Consider the following 21,467-nt stretch of genomic DNA (forward strand, 5'->3'; position numbering starts at 1 on the left):
ATTCAATAGGTCCGGTAGTAATGGCGAGAAGGTCACACCCGTTCCCATCCCGAACACGGAAGTTAAGCTTCTCAGCGCCGATGGTAGTTGGGGCGAAAGCCCCTGTGAGAGTAGGACGCTGCCGGGCAATCCAAAAGACAACCTGAAATATGGTTGTCTTTTTTGTTGGCTCTTTAATTTGAATGATGCATGAGAACCGTCCCTGTGCATCAAACAAATTGATTTACTAGTCAGAAAATATGGAATATAATAATTATAATGTTTGGTTTTTAAATACTAACCGGTCAGTATTAAGTGAAAGAATAATTAAAGGAGGAGTTTTAAGTTGAGAAGTTGGATTGTTAATGAATTAGGGGATCCGAAAGATGTGTTAAACCTGGAGGAAAAATCTGTACCTGCCCTTGAAAAGGGAAAAGTGTTAATTCAAGTGGAGGCATCCTCACTTAACTTTTTCGATATATTGCTTTGCCAAGGGAAGTATCAGGAAAAGCCGCCGACGCCGTTCACGCCCGGTGCTGAGGTATCAGGGATTATCCGGGAAGTGGGGGAAGGAAGCCGGTTTCAGATAGGTCAGCGAGTTATAGCTACACCACCTCTGCCAAACGGGGGATTATCTGAATGGGTCAGTGTTCCTGAGAATTCTGTTTATGTCATTTCTGAGAAGATGTCTCCTAGCGAGGCTGCATCTATGTTTATTACATACCAAACTTCTTATTATGCCTTATATCACCGTGCTAATCTTCAAAAAGGGGAAGTTCTTTTAGTACATGCCGGTGCAGGCGGTGTTGGATCGGCTGCCATCCAGCTCGGTAAGGCAAGAGGGGCGAAAATCATCGCTACTGCTGGTGGACCGGAAAAGGTTCAATTATGTAAAGACCTTGGCGCAGATATTGCCATCGATTATTTGACCGAAGATTTTGTTGATGTCGTGAAAAAAGAAACTGGCGGACGCGGAGCAGATGTCATCTATGATCCAGTTGGCGGTGATGTTTTTGACCGTTCCAGAAAATGTATTGCTTTTGATGGGCGTCTCTTGGTCATTGGATTTGCTGGCGGACGCATTCCGGAAGCCCCTGCAAATCATGCCTTAATTAAAAATTATTCAATCGTCGGAGTGCATTGGGGCTTGTTCCGCCGATTGTATCCGGAGAAGGCGGTCGAAATTCATGAGGATTTAATGAAACTCTATGACCAAGGCTTAATCAAGCCTCTCATTTACCGTGAATTTGATTTTACGGATGTTCCTTCCGCCTTGGAAGTTCTCGGTGATCGTCAAACTTATGGGAAATTGGTTGCCCTGCCATAATGAAATAGTTTAGACAAGACGCTTTAGTTAAATTTTACCCAATGATAATAGCAGGAAGTGTGCCTAAATAAAATGGAAAAAGGGTGAAAAATATGCGTTTAAAAGATAAAGTAGCTATTATAACAGGAGGCGGCGGAGGGATTGGCAGAGCAACAGCAATTCGCTTTGCACAAGAAGGAGCCCGGTTGGTCATTGCCGATTATAGTGAGAAAGCGGGAGCAGAAACCGTTCAGCTGGTCAATGAAATTGGCGGAGAAGCTAAGTTTATTCAAACTGATATGTCCAAACCCGAAGATGTACAGATTATGATTCAAGAAACCATAGATACTTATGGCAAATTAGACATTTTATTTAATAATGCTGGTGTAAAAAGTGGCGAGAAAAAGATTCCAGATGTTTCGTTTGAAGAATGGCAGCAGGTGTTTGATGTAAATACAAATGGAGTTTTCTTAGGCTTAAAATATGCCATTCCCCAGATGTCTTCAGGCGGTTCCATCATTAATACAGCAAGTATTGCCGGCATCAAAGGCCAAAAGCTGGTCGCAGCTTATTCTGCATCAAAAAGCAGTGTAATGGCTCTTACGAAAACAGCGGCAACTGAGTTTGGGAAAAAGAATATTCGTGTGAATGCGATCGCTCCAGGAATCATTGATACAAATATGGTTGAGGATTGGAAGAAAACAAAAAAATGGCCTGTATTATCTACAGCAAATGCATTGAACCGCATTGGTTATCCTGAGGAGATTGCTAACTTAGTTTTATTCCTTGCTTCAGATGAAGCATCCTTCATTACCGGCGAAACGATCGTAATTGATGGGGGTACTTTGAACTTGTAATTTGTGTGTTGAATTTAGATTATATTCGATAAAATATCTTACGCTAGTAAACTTCCATTTTGGAATTTTACTAGCGTTTTTTTAAACACTTTTTCAAAAAATCACCTTTATAAAGTACAAAATGGAGACTATAAATATTATCATTATAATAAAAATGGAAAATATATCAAGAAAATTTAATGTGTGAATAATTATCAATTAAATGTTATAAAAATAAGTTTTAGAAAATTTATATAATTATATTGACATAAAATGGACAAACATTTATATTAGTAGAATATTATTCATACGCAGGAACTAAAAGGGGAAATTGTAAATGAAAGTAGTCGTCGGTCCGGGACAATATGTCAGAAACCCTGGGATTCTAGCAGATGCAGGATTATACATAAGAAACTTTGGAACAACCGCTATTCTGATTGGCGGGAATACCAGTCGTCAGGTAATTGTGGAACCATTACGGCGAAGTCTAGAAGAGCAAGGGATCACGTTGAAACAGTCTCTTTGGTATGGCGGTGAATCCTCCCAATCGAATATTGATAGGTTGATAGATCAATTAAAATCTGAAACCTTTGATGTTCTGATTGCTACAGGTGGGGGTAAAGCATTGGATACTGTAAAAGCGGTGGCGTATCAATTGGAGAAACCGCTTGTGGCTATTCCAACGATTGCAGCCACTTGTGCGGCGGCAACACCCATCAGCATCATTTACAGTGATGAAGGGGAATTCCTTGAAATCAGCCGAAATGCTAAAGCACCGGAAATGGTGCTTGTGGACTCGAACATCATTCTTGAAGCACCTGTCCGCTATTTAGTGGCTGGAATCGGCGATACATTGGCCAAATGGTTTGAAACTAAATGTTCCATTAAAAAAGCTGTACCAAACGCCATCAATCAAACCGCGATTGCCATTGCCGGACAGCTATACCAAACCTTGCTGAAATCGGGAAAAGCAGCTGTTCAATCGATTCAGGAGCAAACCTTAACCAATGAGTTAGAGGACATTATTGATGCCGTCATTTTAGTCAGCGGCAGTGTCAGCGGGTATGGCGGTGATGATTGCCGGACTGCAGCAGCCCATGCGATATACTCAGGGTTGACCATCTTCCCGGAAATACATGATACCTATCACGGCGAAATTGTCGCTTTTGGTATTTTAGCGCAGCTTTGTATGGAAGGATTAGAAGCGGGAGAGGTAAGGTCGTTAATCGAATATTACCAAGAGGTTGATCTGCCTTATACATTACAGCAAATGGGAATAAAGGAATTAACCTCAGAACAATGGAAACAGCTAGGTGAAATAACTGTGACTATTGAAGATATGGAGAATATGCCATTCGCAGTTACACCGGAAATGGTCGTGACATCTGTTCAAAAAGCAGATGAAATTGGAACAACAATGTTAGCTGCTACAAATCAAAGATAAAGACAATCTTAGGGGGAAATTAGAATGAAAAAATGGCTAGTTATGCTTTGTTCAATTATGTTAGTACTAGCATTAGCGGCTTGTGGAAAAGATGAAGCTGCAAGCGGTGGCGCTAAGGAAAAGAAATCATCAGAACCGTTAAAGGTAACATTGCCTACTTGGACAGGTTATGGTCCATTATTTTTGGCAAAAGAAAAAGGCTTCTTTAAGAAAAATGGCGTCGATGTGGAGCTTTCCATCGTTGAAGGTTTGGGAGAGCGTAAGCAGGCATTAGCCAGCGGCAAAATCGACGGCATGGCAACAGCATTGGATGTTCAAGTAACACTTGCTGCAGCTGATATTCCGGTGCAGGTTGTTTGGTTACTGGATGATTCTTACGGCGGCGACGGAATTCTTGTTAAAAACGACATCAAAGATGTAAAAGATTTAAAAGGGAAAAAGGTTGCGTTTGAAGTGGGCTCTACCAGCCATATGCTTGCTTTAACCGCATTGAAGCAAGGCGGCTTAACGGAAAAAGACGTAGAAGTAGTTCAAATGTCTGCAGGTGATGCTGGTGCCGCTTTTGCAGCAGGCAAAGTGGATGCAGCTGTAACTTGGGAGCCGTGGTTATCAAAAGGATCTGAAGCAAACGGCAAAGTTTTATTATCAACAAAGGATCTTCCAGGCATTATTGTAGATACCATCAGCTTTAAAGAAGACGTCATTAAAAACCGTCCGGACGATGTAAAAGCATTTGTTAAGGCGATGGGTGAAGCAATGGCTTACTGGAAAGAGCATAAAGATGAAGCAGACGAAATCATGGCAAAAGGATTAAAGATTGATACAAAAGAATTTGTTGCCACCGAATCAGGCTTGAAGTTTTTCACAAAAGAGGATAACACCAAATTATTTGGTTCAGAAAGCAGCAAAGGCTCCATCTATCAATCAACTGAAAATGCCATTAAGTTTTACAAAGAGCAAAACATTATCAAAAAAGAGCCAAAAGCAGAAGATGTGCTTAATCCAAGCTTCCAATAAAGTGAAACTTCCATCAGTGGGGGAATCTTCACCTCCCCACTGATGGTTAGTTGAACCAATCGGACCTTTACGGGCAGTTGATTCCCCACCTATCGTCAATTTAATCTCTGAATCTTGAGGTGGGGGATCTTACTGCTCGTTAAGGCGGGATAAAGGATAGAGTAGAAAGCCTAATATATGAGGCGGGTTCGGTCCTCATATATTAGGCCTTTTTAAGAGATTAAGAGAATTGGGTGAGAAAAATGATTGCAAAATTATTAACGCCGAATAAGGACATACCAAAAAAGCTATATAGTACGGCAGGACTTGTAACATTTCTTTTATTTTTGTTAGTTTGGTCAGTACTGACCTATGGCGGTATTGTGAACCCGCTGTTTTTGCCGACACCTACTGCTGTGTTGACTACGGGTGTTGATTTATTTGTCAATGGAGACCTGCTATCTGATATTGGCATCAGTTTTACAAGGGTATTGGTTGGATTTTTGGTTGCCGCTCTAATTGGTATTCCTCTCGGGATTTTAATGGGTTCATTAAAAATTATGGAGGGAGCTTTTGAACCAATCATCGGATTCATTCGTTATATGCCGGCATCCGCTTTTATTCCTTTATTGATTTTATGGATTGGTCTTGGTGAACCGGAGAAAATGAGCGTTATTTTCTTAGGAACCTTTTTCCAGCTTACGCTCATGATTATGGACGTTACTAAAAACGTTCAAAATGACTTAATTGAAGTTTCCTATACATTAGGAGCAAAAAGAGGGCAGTTGTTCACAAAAGTGATTCTGCCAGCAGCGTTGCCGGGGATTGTTGATACACTCCGCATTACATTCGGCTGGGCGTGGACTTATTTAGTTGTAGCCGAAATTGTCGGAGCATCAAGCGGTTTAGGCTACATGATTATGCAGGCATCGCGTTTCCTGCAGCCTGATAAAATTATCGTTGGAATCTTAATCATCGGAATTCTCGGCTTGTTAACCGATATGATTTTTAAAGCCGTTTATCGGGCTTCGTTTTCATGGATGAGAAAGGATGGATTGTAATATGGTCATTCAAGCGGCGAAAAACATAATCGAAAACAATGTCCCTCAGGTAAAAACACCAAAGCTTGAAATTAAAGAAGTCGGTAAAGTTTTTAAAACAAAGAGCGGTGAAACGACAGCATTGGAGAAGACTTCTTTTTCCGTTAGCGATGGGGAGTTTGTCACCATTTTGGGTCCTTCCGGATGCGGTAAATCAACAGTTTTGAGGATTGTTGCGGGGTTGGAGGAAGCGACCTCTGGACAGGTTCTCATCGATGGACAGGAAGTAAACGGTCCGGGACTAGACCGGGGGATGGTGTTTCAGTCATACACCTTGTACCCTTGGTTGACGGTAAAGGATAATATTTCCTTTGGATTAAAATTAAAAGGGGTTTCTCAAAAGGAACGGGACGATGTAGCACGGCATTATCTGCAATTGATTGGCTTGGAAGGGTTTGAAAAACATTATCCAATCCAATTATCCGGGGGGATGAAGCAGCGCGTTGCCATCGCTCGTGCACTTGCCAATGACCCTAAGATTCTTCTAATGGACGAACCGTTTGGTGCTTTAGATGCCCAGACAAGAAATATTATGCAGGAAGTGCTATTAAAAGCGTGGGAGGATTCTAAGAAGACGATTTTGTTCATTACCCACGATGTCGAGGAATCGATCTTCTTGGCCGATTCTGTTTACGTTATGACGGCAAGACCAGGCCGCCTAAAGAAAAAGGTGCCGATTGCTTTGGAGAGACCGAGAGAGTTCAGTGTAAAAGGGTCGGTTGAATTTGCCCAATATAAAGAGGAATTACTGTCACTCATCAGGGAAGAGAGTTTAAAAGCAATTAACTAACAGATTGAGTTCGTAGTGAAAGGTGTTTGGTTAACGTGAAAATTGATTCTTTTTTTCCTGACAATGTGAAAGCGGCGTTAAAGAACGACCCGCCTGGGGAATGGATGCCTGCATTGCCTAAGGAGTGCATCCGTTTAAGTTCGGGGTATCCTGCGCCTAAACTTGTTCCTTCAGGTGAAATAAAGGCGGCAGCAGCCCGCTTGCTGGATGAGGAACATGATTTGCCGCTTCATTATTTGGGCACCCCACGGATGGAGAAATTAAAACAGCAAATCCAGAACCGCTTGGCTGAGCGTGACATAAAGGTCCAAGGGGATGAACTGTTAATTACAGCAGGGGCATGTCAGGCAATTGATTTAATTGCACGTGTGCTGCTTGACGAAAATGTGGCTGTTGCCGTTGAAGCGCCAACTTATATGGAGGCTTTGGAGATTTTTCGCAACTACACGAATCAAATTATCAGTATCCCGATTGATGACCAGGGACTTCGGACGGATGAACTCGCAAAGGTTCTTGCTGGAAGAAAAAGTGCAGGGCTGACTTTGCCGCGCCTCCTATACACGATTCCAACCTTTCAAAACCCGACTGGGACGACTTTGAGTGGAGAGCGTAGGAGACATTTATTGGAGCTCGCTGCTGTATACGACTTCCTTATTTTAGAAGACGATGCTTATGGTGAACTTTCTTTCGGAGAAAGCCCATTAACATTAAAAGCACTGGATACAGAAGGCCGCGTTTTGCATGTCGGTTCTTTATCCAAAGTCGTTGCTCCAGGTATGCGGGTTGGCTGGATAGTGGGGGAGCGTGAATTTATTACTGCTTTTTCATGGTTTAAAAAGGATTTGGACCACCCATTTTCTCAAGCGACAATGGCAGCCTATTTAGAAAAAATTAATCTTGATGAAAGGCTTGCGGAGTTAAAAACCGTATACCGGAGCAAAAGTGAAAGACTGGCTCAGTATATTGAGAAGTATTTTCCTGAATCGGTTTCTTGGTATGTTCCCCAGGGTGGTTACTTTGTCTGGGTAAAGGTTCCGGGTGTCGATACAGCTGAAATGTTAGAGAAGGCTTTAGCTGCAGGTGTTTCGTATGTGCCTGGAAAGTTCTTTTTTGCAAACCAACAGGAGGGCATCGAGTATCTGCGTTTATCGTTCAGCTACGAGTCTGAAGAGCGAATGGAAGCGGGCGTTCAGATACTTGGAGAGCTAATTGCTTCTTACTTAAAGAAAACAACCTAAAAATTGTAGGTTGTTTTTTTATATCCAAAATGCGCATTGTTTTTGTTTTCGTCTTTGTCTTCTTAAGCAAACCTGTGATTCTAATTGTTGGAATGGGCAGTTGACGAGTAAACGTTAAGAATAGGCGAGTAAATTCTAAATTTCGGCGAGTAAATCAAAAAATAGACAAGTAACCCCGGTATCAGGCTAGTAAAAATCAAAAATAGACGAGTAAATCCTGAAATACCCAAAATTATCCAGATGGGGCGGTTCACTTTATTTTAAAAACAGCTTTATTATGGTAAATTGGGATAGAAAAATTACATAAAAGAGGTGTCACGATGCCAATACAATCAGAATGGAGAACATTTACAGGGGCAAATGGAGATATTCGTGCTTATGTTGCTGCAATTGAACCTGTTACCGAACCAAGGCCGACGGTTATTGTCATTCAGGAAATTTGGGGTGTTGATGCTCATATCCAGGATGTTGCTCAGCGTTTCGCGGCTGCCGGTTACGTAGCCATTGCGCCAGATCTCTTTGCAGAAAATGGTGTCCGTCCAAATGAGTTGAATGAGGAGATGTTGAAAGAGGTGAAAAGCTTTCTCCATTCTATTCCACATCCAGCGTGGTTCAACCCGGATGCGCGGGAAGCGGAGATTTCAAAACTTCCAAACGAACGCCAAGAAACAATGCGTGCAGCATTAAACACGCTTTTTGGATTTTTAGATCCAAGTAAATCCGAAATGTTTGTCAATATTTTAAAGGCTGCCGCCGATTATGCACGAAATACTTACGAAAAAACGAAAAATATGACTGTCACATCTGTTGGATTCTGTTTAGGCGGCGCTTTATCAGCGGCACTTGCTGTGAATGACCAAAACCATGCCGGGGCTGTTGTATTCTACGGCCGCCCGCCAAAAGAACGTATAGATGAAATTCAATGCCCAATTCTCGGCTTTTATGGCGGAAATGATCCGAATATCACGAACTTGATTCCAGCGTTCGAGGAGGAAATGAAGAAGTTGGACAAATCCTTTGAAGCGATTGTCTACCCTGATGCGCAGCATGCGTTCTTTAATGACACGAACCCAACCTATAATGCTCGCTATGCACGTGATTCCTTTGCTAAAGCACTTACGTTTTTGAACCAAGTTACGGCCGAATAATTTCAAGGAAACAGGTACTAGTGAAATCATAATACCTGTTTTTCACTTGTTTTTTTCGAAAAAGAAAGGCTACAATAGAACCTATAAGTCATTTAGACAAACAAAACTAACATAAGTAGGGGAATGGCATGATTGTTAAAACAGAAGAAGATATCAATGGAATAAAGGAAATTGGCAGGATTGTTGGGGCCATTCGTGATGAATTGGTTGAACGGACAAAGCCTGGTATTACCACGAAAGAGTTAGATGATATCGCTGGTGAACTTTTTGCAAAGGAAGGAGCCATTTCCGCTCCAAAAGGGGAATACGATTTTCCTGGTTATACCTGCATCAGTGTTAATGAGGAAGTAGCCCATGGGATTCCGGGCAATCGGGTTATTAAGGAAGGAGACCTCGTTAACATTGATGTGTCGGCCTCAAAGAATGGTTATTTTGCGGACACTGGCATTTCCTTTGTTGTTGGCCAAGGAGACGAAGTGCTGACAAAACTCTGCGAAACGGCACAGGCAGCCTTTGATGCCGGTCTGAAAAAAGCGAAGCCAGGTTCAAAAAAGAGCGGAATTGGTAAAGCAGTCCACCAAACCGCGAAGCAGCATGGCTTCACCGTTATTAAAAATCTGACCGGCCATGGAATTGGACGGAGAATTCACGAACGTCCAGACCATATCTATAATTACCATGAGCCATGGGATGATGAGCTGTTGAAAGAAGGGATGGTCATTGCCTTTGAACCGTTTATTTCTACTCATGAGGAAGAAGTTTATGAAAAAGGCGACGGCTGGACCTACATTACGGAAAAAAGCTTTGTTGCTCAAGTTGAGCATACATTGATTTTGACGAAAAATGGCCCGATCATCGTAACTAAATAATAAGGAAAGATAAAAGGATAACTCTTCGGAGTTATCCTCTTTTCTTATTGATTTTTCTTGTTTTGTCTTGCAGCTTTCTTATCATCTTTTTTACTTAAAGTTGATTCGGCGCCAAATTCAGCATCATTACTGCCTGTATGCGGCTGGTTACGATTGTTATTACGATTTGTCATGGGTTCTCCTTTCATATGTACCTTCGTTAATAGGGCAAATGAGCCATTCATATAATGCAATTATTTTTGAAAAAATATTCATTCAATTTTATTGATATACGACTCAGGGGAAATTTTCCTTTAATTACTAGTATGATAAATGCTATAATAAATAAGCTGTGTTTCTTCTATTTTTAACTTGGAAATGCACATAACTTAAAGGGGCTGCCTGTAATGGATTTTGTTTATATTAATCACAATGTTTTAGATAATGTGTTTTATATAATTGTCAGTCTGTTGATGTTTTTTGTGTTAGTTGATAACGTCAAAAAATTTAAACAGTATCGAAAAGCCCTTCTGACAGCCTGCATGAGTTTACCGATCATATTTTGTATGAAATTCCCGATTTACATTGACGAGTATTGTGTACATGATTTAAGGCAAATTCCCGTATTTATTGGAACACTTTATGGCGGATGGCCAGTCGGGGCTGTTCTATTGGTGATTATGTTAACATCTCGCTTTGCCATTTACGGAATGAATGGTATTACATTAGTTGTATATATTGTGATATTTGTGGCTACAGCCCTATTTTCAGGAAGATTTAATAGGTTTAATCGAAAAAATAAATTGATCAGTTCCGTATTGCTGACCATTGTCCTTGAGATTTTTACGACTTATGTCGCCTTATGGATGTCTGATATTTTCGTTGTGACAGAAGCATACATTTTTTATTTTATTATTCTGCCTCCTATTCTTATGTTTTTTATGGTATATATCATTGAATTATTGTCAGATGCTATGTATATCCGATCAAAAATAGTTAAGTTTGAAAAAATGGAGGTTGTCAGCCAACTGGCGGCAAGTATTTCACACGAAGTTCGAAATCCTTTAACCGTTGTAAAAGGATTTATGGAATTGCTTAAATCTCCTAATCTATCTCTAGACGAGAAGAAACGCTATATTGAACATATAGAAAGAGAACTTCATAATGCCGAATCGATTATTAGTGATTACCTGGCCTTTGCAAAACCAGCAATCGAAAAAGTAGAACCACTTCTAATCGAACAAGAAATCCGCAATGTCATTGATATCATGAAGCCTTTAGCAAAAATGAGTTCCGTGACTATTACAGATAACCTTGGTCAAGGAACGGTTCAAGGAAACAAGAACTATTTCCGCCAATGCTTTTTAAATTTAATAAAAAATGCGATCGAAGCAATGCCAAATGGCGGGGAGCTTCAAATAGTTTCAGCTCTTGAAAAAAATAAGGTCACAGTTAAAATAGTTGATACCGGTGTCGGCATGAGTAAAGAGCAAATAAACCGCTTCGGTGAGCCATACTACACCAGTAAAACAAAGGGCACAGGATTAGGTTCCATGGTCGCGGTGAAAACCATTCAGACGATGAATGGGAAGCTTGATATTGACAGTATCTTAAATGTCGGAACGACCATAACCATCACATTACCCGCCTTTATTACAGAATATAAAATGGTTCAGAAGGATAGCCAATTAAAGTTAGAAACCGAATTTTAGCAAAAAAAGAGCTTTAAGCTCTTTTTTATTATAATCCTATAAGTTTTAGCGCGCTAAAAATGATGACCGCTGAGATGACCGTACGAAGGGGCTTTGTCGGTACTTTTGAAGATAAGGTACTCCCTATTAAAACGCCAGGGATCGACCCGATTAACAGGTTCCCTACAAGCATATAATTGACACTTCCAGCATTCGCGTGGAGGAGTCCGGCAACAGTCACTAATAAAAAGGCATGGGCAATATCGGTGCCAACCAGCTCAGATCCTTTCAAGCGGTAGAGATATAGCATGGCAAGGGCAAATAATGATCCTGATCCTATTGAAGTCAGGCCGACGATAAAGCCGAAACCGGCACCGATTAAAATTGTTAATGTTCGTTTTTCCTCAATCGGCCTTAATTGCCAGCGGTTCGGCCTGATTTTATTATCAAAAAATGTCTTAATTAAAATGGCTGTGGCCACTAGAATTAGAACATAGCCAAGTCCATGTTTGATAATTTGTTCTTGATTGTGGAAATATTTTTCAAAAACCTGAAGGATGAGAATGGCTCCTGCTGCACTTGGGACACTACCGATAGCAAGATACTTCATGAGTTTAAAGTTAATCGTTTTCTGTCTCCAATGCTGAATGACTCCAAACAGTTTTGTAATGGAGTTGTAAACAAGGTCCGTTCCCACCGCAATGGAAGGCTGAATTCCGACCATGATGAGCACTGGGGTTAACAATGCTGCCCCTCCAACCCCTGTTAATCCTACCAATAACCCAACTAATAATCCCATTAATGCAATTCCTATGCTCATGTTGGGGGCCTCCTTCTTTCATGATGAATTCCGAGTAAATATATGTGAATTATAGAGTTTGAAGGAGATTTTGTAAACACTTTTCTGAATTTATTAAAGAAATATTTTTGCAGTGAGGATAGAGGGAAAAAAGATTAGCGGATACATTGAGGCCATGAAGGACATAATGGACAAGGGAACAACTAAAAATGTCCTTCATCAAGGTTATGAAGGACATTTTGAAACAGGTAACGGAAGGTTTTGGTCTTCAACGGGGTTATGAAGGACATTATGAATTGGTGACAACATGAATTTGTCCTTCATCAAAAAAATGAAGGACAAATCCAACCAGAATCCGGTTATTTTTGTCCTTCTTAAACCGATATCAAATTATATCATTCTACAAAACTTCCACTGCACTGTTCTGCAACAGCATATTTCGAAGCGTTTTAGTCTCCTCATCGTTTAATGGAATCAGCGGCAAGCGCAGACCGCCAGCATTGATCCCTTTCATATTTAAAGCTGCTTTTACAGGTGCTGGGCTAGGCGCTGCAAATAAAGCCTTCATAATGGGCAGTAATTCACGGTGTGCTGCAGCAGCGCCCGCCAAATCCCCATTTTTAAAGCGTGTAACCATATCCTGCATTTCATTCCCGATAATATGAGATGCAACGGAAATCACACCAACGCCGCCAATCGAAAGCACCGGCAAGGTCATTCCATCATCACCACTGTATAAAGAAAAGTCATCAGCAGTTTGTTTAATAATTTCGGCCATGTCATCCAAGTGGCCGCTAGCTTCCTTAACCGCTACGATATTAGGAATCTGAGAAAGGCGGATGACCGTTTCAGCAGATATATTGACGACACTGCGGCCCGGAATATTATAAAGCATAACCGGAAGAGAAGTAGATTCAGCAATCGCTTTAAAATGCTGATACATGCCCTCCTGGGATGGTTTATTATAGTATGGTGCAACGAGCATGATGCCGTCTACGCCGACTTCCTCTGCTAGCTTTGTTAGACTGATTGAGGATCTTGTGTTGTTGGAGCCAGTGCCTGCAATAACGGGAACTCTCCCGTCCACAACTTCAACCACAAATTTAAATAATGCCACTTTTTCCTCAGTTGATAAGGTAGGGGACTCACCAGTTGTTCCACAAACCACCAACCCGTCAGTACCATTCGCTAATAAATAATTTACTAAATCACTCGTCGCATTAAAATCAATTTCGCCATGCTGATCAAACGGAGTCACCATTGCTGTTAAAACTTGGCCAAAGTACATAAATTTCACCCTTTTAAAATTATTTTTAAAAAGAGGTAAGGCCAAACGCAAAAAGCAGCTGAGGGAAGGGCCCAACAGCTGCATCAGAAACGTTAATTTTACAAGTTCCCCTGCGTGAGATAGCCCTCCATATAGTTTCCTATATGACAATTCTGTATTTATTCAATAACAGAACCAGCTTCCGGAACAATGAGATCCTCAGAAGCTTCGGCAAATTCCCCTTTCTGCCACCGTCAACGGGTCCCATTACCCTTGGATGGTTTACTGATGGTCTTTGCGCCTCTATCCTCACTTCATAAGGTATGAAGTAAGAAGTATGTAATTAAAATTAATATAACAGAATATTCCTATTTGTTCAAGGGGTTTTTATAAAAAACACTAAAATCGTATATTTATTGATAGTTATATAGCATTGGGAGGAGAGCAGGGATTAACAGACTACGCTTCTTTTTTGAGTTTTTTCCCAATTATCCTTAAAATGGAGGTAATGTTGAAGAGGTGAATTATTGTGAAAATCGAAAATATTTTAATTGTCAGTCCCATGTATCAGGAGCTTCGGGCATACATCCAAAATGCGGGCGTCCAAAAGAATTTCCGTTATATCCCGGAGGATGAAGTTATTCAGGATAATTTGAAATGGGCGGATGCACTTGTATCTTTTAATCTCAAATCCGATTACGATTACAGTCATTTAAAATGGGTGCACTCGCTCGGTGCGGGAGTTGACCGTTTTTTATTTAAAAATGCCTGGGACGATAGTGTACTTTTGACAAGGACCATTTGTTCGTTTGGTCAAAGAATCGGAGAGTATTGTTTAAGCTACATATTAAGAGATTTACAATTTCACGAGGAGTTCCGGGAATTACAGTTGCAGAAAAAATGGCAGCAAAGGACTCCGAAGTTATTAAACGAACTCAAAGTGATGGTTTATGGAACCGGTGAAATTGGACAGGCTGCCGCGAAGCTTTTGTCTGGTTTCGGAGTGGAAGTTTACGGCGTCTCCCAAAGTGGAAAAGAAAAAGAGTATTTTAATGATGTAATGACTGTTGAATCTCATTTTACCCTACTAGGGGAAATGGATGTGATCATCAACACGATGCCGCTAACGGAACAAACGGCTGGATTTTTTAATAGTCAAGTTTTTCAAAAAGTAACAAATTCCGGTTTTATTAATGTTGGGCGAGGGGCATCGGTGGATGAAGAAGCATTGCTGCAAGCTTTGGAAGACGGGCAGGTCCGTTATGCTGTCTTGGATGTGTTTGCACAGGAGCCGCTGCCGGAAAATCATCCATTATGGAAACATCCTGGCGTACTGATTACCCCTCATATTTCAGCGGTAACGTCACCAGAAGAAGGTGCAGCGTGTTTTTTGGATACACTTAAAAACTTGGAAGAAAACAAACCTCTTAACAATAGAGTAGATACCAAGAAGGGATATTAGAATAGCAGGAGGATGAACGAAAATGACAGGAGTAATTGGCTTTATTGGCCTTGGAAATATGGGAGAGCCTATGGTCATGAATTTATTGAAGGCTGGTTTTCAGGTGAAGGTTTACAATCGAACTCCCGAGAAAACAAAGGCAGTTGTTGAAGCTGGCGCCGAGCAAGTGAACAGGCCTGCAGACGCCGCAGCACCTGGCGGAATCGTGATTACTATGGTGGCAAACGATCAGGCAGTAGAAGAGCTCGTTATGGGACCAAATGGGTTTGGGGAAGTGCTGGGGCAGGGCGGTATCCATTTATCAATGAGTACAATAGCTCCAGCAACATCACGAAAATTAGCAACTTATCATCAGGAGCATGGCAGCCAATATGTGGCCTCCCCAGTTTTTGGTCGTCCGGAAGCAGCGGCAGCTCAAAAATTGAATATTCTTAGCTCAGGGTCCAGTGTAGCGAAAGAGCGGGTAAAACACATCCAGGATGCTCTTGGCCAGCGTGTTTTTGATGTAGGGGAGGAGCCTGAAAGTGCCAATGTCATCAAGTTAGGCGGAAATTTTATGATTATGGCAGCAATGGAAGCAATGGCCGAAGCCTTTAATCTAGCTGAGAAAAATGGTATAGACCGGCAGCTGGCTGCTGAAATTTATGCATCAACCTTATTTAATTGTACAGTGTATCAAGGTTATGGCCAGATGATTGCCAAAAAGCAGTTTGAACCGGCGGGTTTTCAGCTGGCGCTCGGTCTTAAGGATTGCAACCTAGTTTTGGAGGAGGCAAACTCGACCCAGACACCGATGCCGTTAGCGGGTCTATTGCATAACCGCCTGCTAGCCTCAGTGGCCAAAAATCGCGGAAATCAGGATTGGGCAGCACTTACTAGAATTGCTCTTGAAGAAGCGGGATTGGAATAACAGGGTGCAGTGATGAATGTTGCTGAAAAAGTAAGAAAAATAAGAAAAATTGAAGGTATACGCTCATTAATTTCGTGTTCTGGCAGGAGATTAGCCGTAAAAGTAGAACATTATAATCAAACACCTAGAATTGCTTCTTGGAGTAGATAAAACAGGGAGTGGTTAGATGTCAAACCTTTTGAACAGAAAAATTTTATTGGCAAGCAGGCCAGTAGGAATGCCAGATGAAAGTAATTTTGAATTTATTGAGGAGAATGTTCCAGAACTTCAGGATGGTGAAGTATTGATTCGTTCTCTGTATTTGTCTGTAGACCCTTATATGAGGGGCCGGATGTCGGCTGCCAAATCTTATGCCAAGCCATATGAAGTCGGTCAGCCATTTAAAGGTGGGGTAGTTGGAAAAGTAGTCGAATCGAAAAATTCTCGGTTTGAAGCGGGCCAGTATGTAGACGGACTACTTGAATGGGCTGAATATAACGTTTCTGATGGAAGCGGCCTTCGCAGACTTAATCCAGAAATGGCACCTGTGACCACGGCACTTCATGTGCTCGGAATGCCTGGCTTGACCGCATATTTTGGATTGCTATACATAGGGGAGCCGAAGGAAGGGGAAACGGTTGTCGTTTCAGGTGCATCTGGAGCGGTCGGCACTGTTGTTGGTCAAATCGCTAAACTGAAAGGCTGCCGGGTTGTCGGGATTGCCGGCGGCGATGATAAATGCGCTTATTTGACTGAGGAACTAGGTTTTGATGCGGCAATTAACTACAAAGCAGAGGAGAACCTGCGTAAAGCATTGAAAGAAGCCTGTCCTAACGGTGTTGATGTTTATTTCGACAATGTTGGCGGTCATGTAAGCGATGCGGTGATGTCCTTAATTAATTTCCAGTCCAGGACTGCTATTTGCGGACAAATCTCCCAGTATAATGCGGATAAACCGCCTGTCGGTCCAAGGGTTGCCGGTCAGCTGTTGACAACCAGTTCCTTGATGAAAGGCTTTATTGTTTCTGACTATGCACAGCACAACAAGGAATGCTTAGCACAGCTAGCCCAGTGGGTAAGGGAAGGAAAAATCAAATACCGCGAAACCATCGTTGAAGGCTTTGACAACACCATCGATGCCTTCCTAGGACTTTTCCGCGGTGACAACATTGGTAAACAGCTGGTGAAAGTAGCGGAGGAATAATGAAGAAAAGAAGTGTCCCTTTGGGGCACTTTTTGTATTTTGCCCTGAGCGAGAGTGTATTAGAGGTAAAAAACAAGTTGCCTATTTTTCCGAAACTTTATGATATAAACAGAAATAGGGTAAAATAAAGGAAATTTTATCTGTGAGGTTACCAGTAATGAACTTGAAGTTTCAGCTAACACGTGCATTCATCCTAAGCGTCATCTCCCTTGCGGCCTTTGCTTTGATGGCTACGCTTATCGAGGCTCATAAGATTGTCCAATTTGATAGCACCATAATAAGTTCAGTACAAGGTCTTGAGTCACCTGCGTTAACAGCCATCATGAAATTTTTCACCTTCATCGGGTCGACAAAAATAGTGGTGATTCTCAGCCTCCTTATTATCTTCTTTCTCTATAAGGTGCTGCACCATCGGCTAGAACTGATATTATTCATTGCTGTGATAGCGGGAACCCCGATTATCAATTCAATATTAAAATCAATCTTTCACCGAGCACGGCCCGAATTCCATCGCTTGATAGAAATCGGCGGCTATAGTTTTCCGAGCGGACATGCGATGAATGCATTTTCTGTATATGGAATACTTGCCTTCCTGCTTTGGAGACATATTGCTACCCGAACAGGCCGCATACTGTTAATTATTTTTAGTACCATCATGATTTTGATGATTGGGATCAGTCGTATTTATTTGGGTGTTCATTACCCAAGTGATATTATTGGCGGGTATTTTGCAAGTGGATTTTGGATGGCTACAGCCATTTGGTTTTTCCAATGGTATGTAGAAAGGCGGCCACAATTAAAAGGCAGACAGTTGAAAAGGACGTAAAAAAACGGGTGGCGCTCCACCCGTTTTTTTTATGCAACAACCTCAGTCGTTTTGCTCTTTTCCGTCTTTTCCTCAGGAATCAAAAGGTTCAAAAGAAGTGTCGCCAACGCCCCAACTGTCATGCTAGAAGAAAGGATATAGTTGACCCAGTCAGGTGCGCCCGCTAATGCCTCTTTAGGCAAGATTGTTACTGCAATGGTTAAAAGGATAGGGATACCGATAATCATCATATTTCGATCGTTGATGATAATTGGCTGAATCACCTTCATGCCATTGGTCACAATTGCCACGCAGACAATTCCGAAAATTCCATTGATTACTGCTTCAGGGATACAAGTAATTACTGTTGAAAGCTTTGGAACTAGACCAAGGCAGATTAGGATTCCGCCGCCCGTCATGATCGCCATTCTGCTTGCTACACCAGTAATTGCCAATAATCCTGCATTAGAAGAATAACCTGTCATCGGTGTGCTGCCAAACAAGGATCCGATAAAGCAGCCAAGGCCTTCACCAAAGGAAGCACGGTTAAGGCGTTTTTCATCCAATTCCTGTCCAGTAACAGTGGATACTACAAACCAAGTTCCAGTTGTTTCAATTAGAATAATGAAATAAACAAAAGCAACAGTAATAATAGCGCTAAGATCAAAGACTGGCTTTCCAAACGGGAAAAAGGAAGGGAGTGAGAACCATGCTGCTTCCTTCACCGGTGAAAAATCTACCTGCCCAAAAATGGCGGCAGCAATCGTACCAATAGCGATTGCTAGTAAAACGGAAACGAGACGGAAAAAGGTTCCAAATCCGTGCATTTTACGACCCAATAGCATGCAAATGACAAGTACCCCTGCTGAAATCGCTGCAATTAGAATGTTCGTGCCAATTTTTCCTTCGGCATGATAGATGCTGTTCATTCCCACTGGCATTAACGAAATCCCAACAATGATGATTACCGTTCCCCCTACAAGCGGCGGAATAAATTTTTTCACGGCTTTCGCAAACCATTTTAGTGGATAACCGAGAAGGGAAATAAGGATGGCACCGGGAATCAAACTTCCGGCAATGGCCCCTAATCCAAGCTTTCCGCCAATCGCAGCGATGGCGCCGATCGGAACATAAGAAGGTCCTTGGACGACAGGAAGCTTAATCCCGAAGCCTGTTTGGACGATGGTCGCTAATCCTGTTGCCAGGAAACACATTTGGATAAAGAAGGATGTGTTTTCCGTACTTAGTGAAAGTAATCCTGCGATAATGATTGGCGCAATATATAAATCCATCGCCAATACGTGCTGCATCCCTAAAATAAGGGCTTTGCCAAAACTTATTTTCTCATCTACACCCACAATAATATTATTCTGTTTTTCCAAGGATAAATCCCCCTCGTTCGTATTCAAAGGTATTTTCAAGTTGATTATAATGGATAGTTCACAAATTGTACACAATAAATACGAACGTTTTTTAAAGTAATGAAATTTTTATTCGTGTTTTGGTTGACCTTTTTGTTTGGAGTTTATAGAATTAAGGTAAGTTGAAAGACAGGAGGAATATAATTTTGGTAACTGATAAGGTATTGCAGGAAGATTGGCTGGTCGCTTGCCGTTCAAGTGATGTAGGGGAGAAGCCGATTCAAATTATGTTAATGGGCGAACGAATTGCCGTATTTCGGACAAGTGAAGGCGTTCATGCATTTAAAGACCTTTGCATCCACAGGGGTGCAGCTCTTTCACTTGGCGAAGTGAAAAATGACTGTCTGGTGTGTCCTTACCATGCATGGGAATATAATACGGGTGGAGAATGTGTTTCCATTCCACAATTGCCGGAAGGTCGTGCTATTCCGAAGAAAGCCAAGGCTATTAAATATGCTTGTATCGAGAAGTATGGATTCATTTGGATCAATCTTGCCGATAACACTCCGGAGCTTTTTTCCTACCCGCAAGCGGAGGCAGCAGAATACCGCAATGTTATCTGGGGACCTCAGGAGGTAGAAGCAAAGCCGCCGCGGATTATTGAAAACTTTTTAGATGTTGGCCATTTGGCAATTGTCCACGAAGGATACTTAGGAGATAACAGCCACCGGGAAATCGGTGATTACCAGGTGCATTGGGAAGAAAACCGCATCTATTCTGATGAGATTGCTATTTTTCAGCCAGACCCAGATGGTTCAGGTATCCCTAAATATGTATATTACACGTATGAGATTCTCCGACCATTCACAGTACTGTTTACGAAAAAGGATCGAGAAACAAATCAAGAAATGACGATTCTCTTAACCATTCGGCCAGTGGATGAAAATAAATCTATTGCCTATGGAATTCTTTCTTTTAACTATGACCCAGGTTTATCTGATGAAGAAATCGTCCAGTTCCAAAATTTGATCTTTGCACAGGATAAACCAATTGTTGAAAATCAAAAGCCAGAGGAGCTGCCGCTTGATTTGCAAGTGGAGTTGTCACTTGTGTGTGACCGTATGAGCATTGCCTATCGGCAATATCTAAAGAACCTTGGCGTAGTGCTGGGGACTGCTTAAGAATAGAAAAGGGCTGCCGAACCTTAAGTCATGGTTCGGCAGCCTTTTTCTATTTGGATGGTGACAAGACCCTGCTTTGAATTGTATAATAATTCACAATAATTAAAATGAGGGTAGAGGTAGCTATCATGAATTCGTTTTTTAAAAATCAGCTAGAACAATTTCAAGAGAAAAATCAAAATCGTGGCAGACTATTAGTCAGTTGTCCGGATCAACCGGGTATTGTGGCCGCGATTTCGCAATTTTTATATTCACACAATGCCAATATTATTGAGTCCAATCAGTATTCTACTAATCCGGAGGGCGGGCGTTTTTTCATCAGAATTGAATTTGAATGCCCCACTTTAAAAGATAAAGCTCAGGAAATGAAACAGCAATTTGCAGAGATTGCTTCGAAGTTTTCAATGGAATGGAGCTTTAGACCGGTTTTTGAAGTGAAAAGAACGGCGATTTTTGTGTCAAAGGAATTGCACTGTTTGCTTGAACTCTTATGGGAATGGCAAAGCGGTGATTTGTTGACGGACATCGCTCTTGTCATCAGTAATCATGAAGAGGCTAGGGATGTGGTCGAAGGACTGAATATTCCGTTTTACTATATTCCTGCCAATAAAGACATTCGTGCGGAGGTTGAGGCCAAGCAACTGCAGCTCCTCAAAGAACATGACATTGATGTCATCGTGCTGGCCCGCTATATGCAAATTTTGACGCCAAACTTTGTGGCCGCGAATCCGAATAAAATTATCAACATCCACCATTCGTTCCTGCCAGCCTTTATTGGGGCTCGGCCATATGAACGGGCATATGGCCGCGGTGTAAAATTAATCGGGGCCACCTCCCATTATGTGACCAATGATTTGGACGAGGGGCCAATTATCGAGCAGGATATTGCCCGGGTTGACCACCGTTCGAATGTTGAGGACCTAAAGAAAATCGGTCGTTCGATCGAGCGGAGTGTTTTAGCGCGTGCGGTCAAATGGCATTTAGATGACCGGGTTATTGTCCATGAGAATAAGACGATTGTCTTTTAATGCGAAGTTATAATTTTAAGCCATCCTGATTAGGTGGCTTTTTTGCGTTAGTCTGGAAGAATGAAGCTTTCAATTCAGTTCATAATAAGAACGTA

The 21,467-nt window shown here is 41.7% G+C and carries 20 protein-coding genes, 1 rRNA gene and 1 riboswitch; of the genes, 17 read left to right on the plus strand and 4 right to left on the minus strand.

From position 1 onward, the window contains the following. Nucleotides 1-10: 10 nt before the first annotated feature. From rrf to map, 10 genes are all read left to right on the plus strand, one after another. Nucleotides 11-127: ribosomal RNA gene (gene rrf, locus KHA99_RS18225) — 5S ribosomal RNA — on the plus strand. Between the two features lie 198 nt (nucleotides 128-325). Next, complete coding sequence (locus KHA99_RS18230; protein ID WP_213118930.1) at nucleotides 326-1,306, plus strand: NADPH:quinone oxidoreductase family protein; 981 nt, start codon at nucleotides 326-328, stop codon at nucleotides 1,304-1,306. A gap of 92 nt (nucleotides 1,307-1,398) precedes the next feature. Beyond that, nucleotides 1,399-2,142 (plus strand): glucose 1-dehydrogenase, encoded by a 744-nt coding sequence (locus KHA99_RS18235; RefSeq protein ID WP_213118931.1) that lies wholly within the window; start codon nucleotides 1,399-1,401, stop codon nucleotides 2,140-2,142. 316 nt (nucleotides 2,143-2,458) lie between these two features. Then, nucleotides 2,459-3,565 (plus strand): iron-containing alcohol dehydrogenase family protein, encoded by a 1,107-nt coding sequence (locus KHA99_RS18240; RefSeq protein ID WP_213118932.1) that lies wholly within the window; start codon nucleotides 2,459-2,461, stop codon nucleotides 3,563-3,565. A 24-nt stretch (nucleotides 3,566-3,589) separates the two neighbouring features. Continuing rightward, nucleotides 3,590-4,582 (plus strand): ABC transporter substrate-binding protein, encoded by a 993-nt coding sequence (locus tag KHA99_RS18245; protein ID WP_213118933.1) that lies wholly within the window; start codon nucleotides 3,590-3,592, stop codon nucleotides 4,580-4,582. 242 nt (nucleotides 4,583-4,824) lie between these two features. Continuing rightward, a complete protein-coding gene (locus KHA99_RS18250) occupies nucleotides 4,825-5,622 on the plus strand; it encodes an ABC transporter permease (protein ID WP_213118934.1) in 798 nt (265 codons plus the stop codon). Beyond that, the gene (locus KHA99_RS18255) at nucleotides 5,612-6,451 is read left to right on the plus strand and encodes an ABC transporter ATP-binding protein (protein WP_249366769.1); all 840 of its coding nucleotides are present in this window, start codon (nucleotides 5,612-5,614) and stop codon (nucleotides 6,449-6,451) included. The genes KHA99_RS18250 and KHA99_RS18255 overlap by 11 nt, the downstream gene beginning before the upstream one ends. 35 nt (nucleotides 6,452-6,486) lie before the next feature. Next, nucleotides 6,487-7,689 carry an aminotransferase-like domain-containing protein gene (locus KHA99_RS18260; protein ID WP_213118935.1) on the plus strand — a complete coding sequence of 401 codons (1,203 nt, stop codon included), beginning with the start codon at nucleotides 6,487-6,489 and terminating at the stop codon, nucleotides 7,687-7,689. 320 nt (nucleotides 7,690-8,009) lie between these two features. Next, complete coding sequence (locus tag KHA99_RS18265; RefSeq protein ID WP_213118936.1) at nucleotides 8,010-8,837, plus strand: dienelactone hydrolase family protein; 828 nt, start codon at nucleotides 8,010-8,012, stop codon at nucleotides 8,835-8,837. A 128-nt stretch (nucleotides 8,838-8,965) separates the two neighbouring features. Further along, entirely contained in the window at nucleotides 8,966-9,706 is a 741-nt protein-coding gene (gene map / locus KHA99_RS18270; protein ID WP_213118937.1) for a type I methionyl aminopeptidase, read from the plus strand. A gap of 44 nt (nucleotides 9,707-9,750) precedes the next feature. Here map and KHA99_RS31240 read toward each other — a convergent pair whose 3' ends face one another. Next, nucleotides 9,751-9,879, minus strand: a complete 129-nt coding sequence (locus KHA99_RS31240) for a hypothetical protein (RefSeq protein ID WP_261363815.1) — start codon at nucleotides 9,877-9,879, stop codon at nucleotides 9,751-9,753. Nucleotides 9,880-10,092: 213 nt separating this feature from the next. On the opposite strand from KHA99_RS31240, the gene KHA99_RS18275 reads away from it, so the two are divergent. Continuing rightward, entirely contained in the window at nucleotides 10,093-11,397 is a 1,305-nt protein-coding gene (locus KHA99_RS18275) for a sensor histidine kinase (RefSeq protein WP_213118938.1), read from the plus strand. Between the two features lie 28 nt (nucleotides 11,398-11,425). Here the strand turns inward: KHA99_RS18275 and KHA99_RS18280 are convergent, their stop codons facing one another. Together KHA99_RS18280 and dapA are read right to left on the minus strand one after the other, a co-directional pair. Continuing rightward, on the minus strand, nucleotides 11,426-12,196 hold the full coding sequence (locus KHA99_RS18280; RefSeq protein ID WP_213118939.1) for a sulfite exporter TauE/SafE family protein: 771 nt from the start codon (nucleotides 12,194-12,196) through the stop codon (nucleotides 11,426-11,428). Nucleotides 12,197-12,575: 379 nt separating this feature from the next. Beyond that, nucleotides 12,576-13,463 (minus strand): 4-hydroxy-tetrahydrodipicolinate synthase, encoded by an 888-nt coding sequence (dapA, locus tag KHA99_RS18285; protein WP_213118940.1) that lies wholly within the window; start codon nucleotides 13,461-13,463, stop codon nucleotides 12,576-12,578. A 112-nt stretch (nucleotides 13,464-13,575) separates the two neighbouring features. After that, nucleotides 13,576-13,756, minus strand: a riboswitch (Lysine riboswitch). A 215-nt stretch (nucleotides 13,757-13,971) separates the two neighbouring features. On the opposite strand from dapA, the gene KHA99_RS18290 reads away from it, so the two are divergent. From KHA99_RS18290 to KHA99_RS18305, 4 genes are all read left to right on the plus strand, one after another. After that, entirely contained in the window at nucleotides 13,972-14,904 is a 933-nt protein-coding gene (locus KHA99_RS18290) for a D-2-hydroxyacid dehydrogenase (protein ID WP_213118941.1), read from the plus strand. Nucleotides 14,905-14,926: 22 nt separating this feature from the next. Next, nucleotides 14,927-15,814, plus strand: a complete 888-nt coding sequence (locus tag KHA99_RS18295; protein WP_213118942.1) for an NAD(P)-dependent oxidoreductase — start codon at nucleotides 14,927-14,929, stop codon at nucleotides 15,812-15,814. A gap of 166 nt (nucleotides 15,815-15,980) precedes the next feature. Then, a complete protein-coding gene (gene curA, locus KHA99_RS18300) occupies nucleotides 15,981-16,997 on the plus strand; it encodes an NADPH-dependent curcumin/dihydrocurcumin reductase (protein ID WP_213118943.1) in 1,017 nt (338 codons plus the stop codon). Nucleotides 16,998-17,154: 157 nt separating this feature from the next. Further along, the gene (locus KHA99_RS18305; protein WP_213118944.1) at nucleotides 17,155-17,823 is read left to right on the plus strand and encodes a phosphatase PAP2 family protein; all 669 of its coding nucleotides are present in this window, start codon (nucleotides 17,155-17,157) and stop codon (nucleotides 17,821-17,823) included. 29 nt (nucleotides 17,824-17,852) lie between these two features. Here KHA99_RS18305 and KHA99_RS18310 read toward each other — a convergent pair whose 3' ends face one another. Then, nucleotides 17,853-19,184, minus strand: a complete 1,332-nt coding sequence (locus KHA99_RS18310) for a solute carrier family 23 protein (RefSeq protein WP_213118945.1) — start codon at nucleotides 19,182-19,184, stop codon at nucleotides 17,853-17,855. 182 nt (nucleotides 19,185-19,366) lie between these two features. Here KHA99_RS18310 and KHA99_RS18315 point away from each other — a divergent pair, with 182 nt between their 5' ends. Beyond that, on the plus strand, nucleotides 19,367-20,344 hold the full coding sequence (locus tag KHA99_RS18315; protein WP_213119742.1) for a Rieske 2Fe-2S domain-containing protein: 978 nt from the start codon (nucleotides 19,367-19,369) through the stop codon (nucleotides 20,342-20,344). Nucleotides 20,345-20,472: 128 nt separating this feature from the next. Next, nucleotides 20,473-21,372 carry a formyltetrahydrofolate deformylase gene (gene purU, locus KHA99_RS18320; protein WP_213118946.1) on the plus strand — a complete coding sequence of 300 codons (900 nt, stop codon included), beginning with the start codon at nucleotides 20,473-20,475 and terminating at the stop codon, nucleotides 21,370-21,372. The last annotated feature ends 95 nt before the right edge of the window (nucleotides 21,373-21,467 follow it).

It is taken from the genome of Neobacillus rhizophilus, assembly GCF_018343535.1.
GTDB classification, from domain to species: domain Bacteria; phylum Bacillota; class Bacilli; order Bacillales; family Cytobacillaceae; genus Neobacillus; species Neobacillus rhizophilus.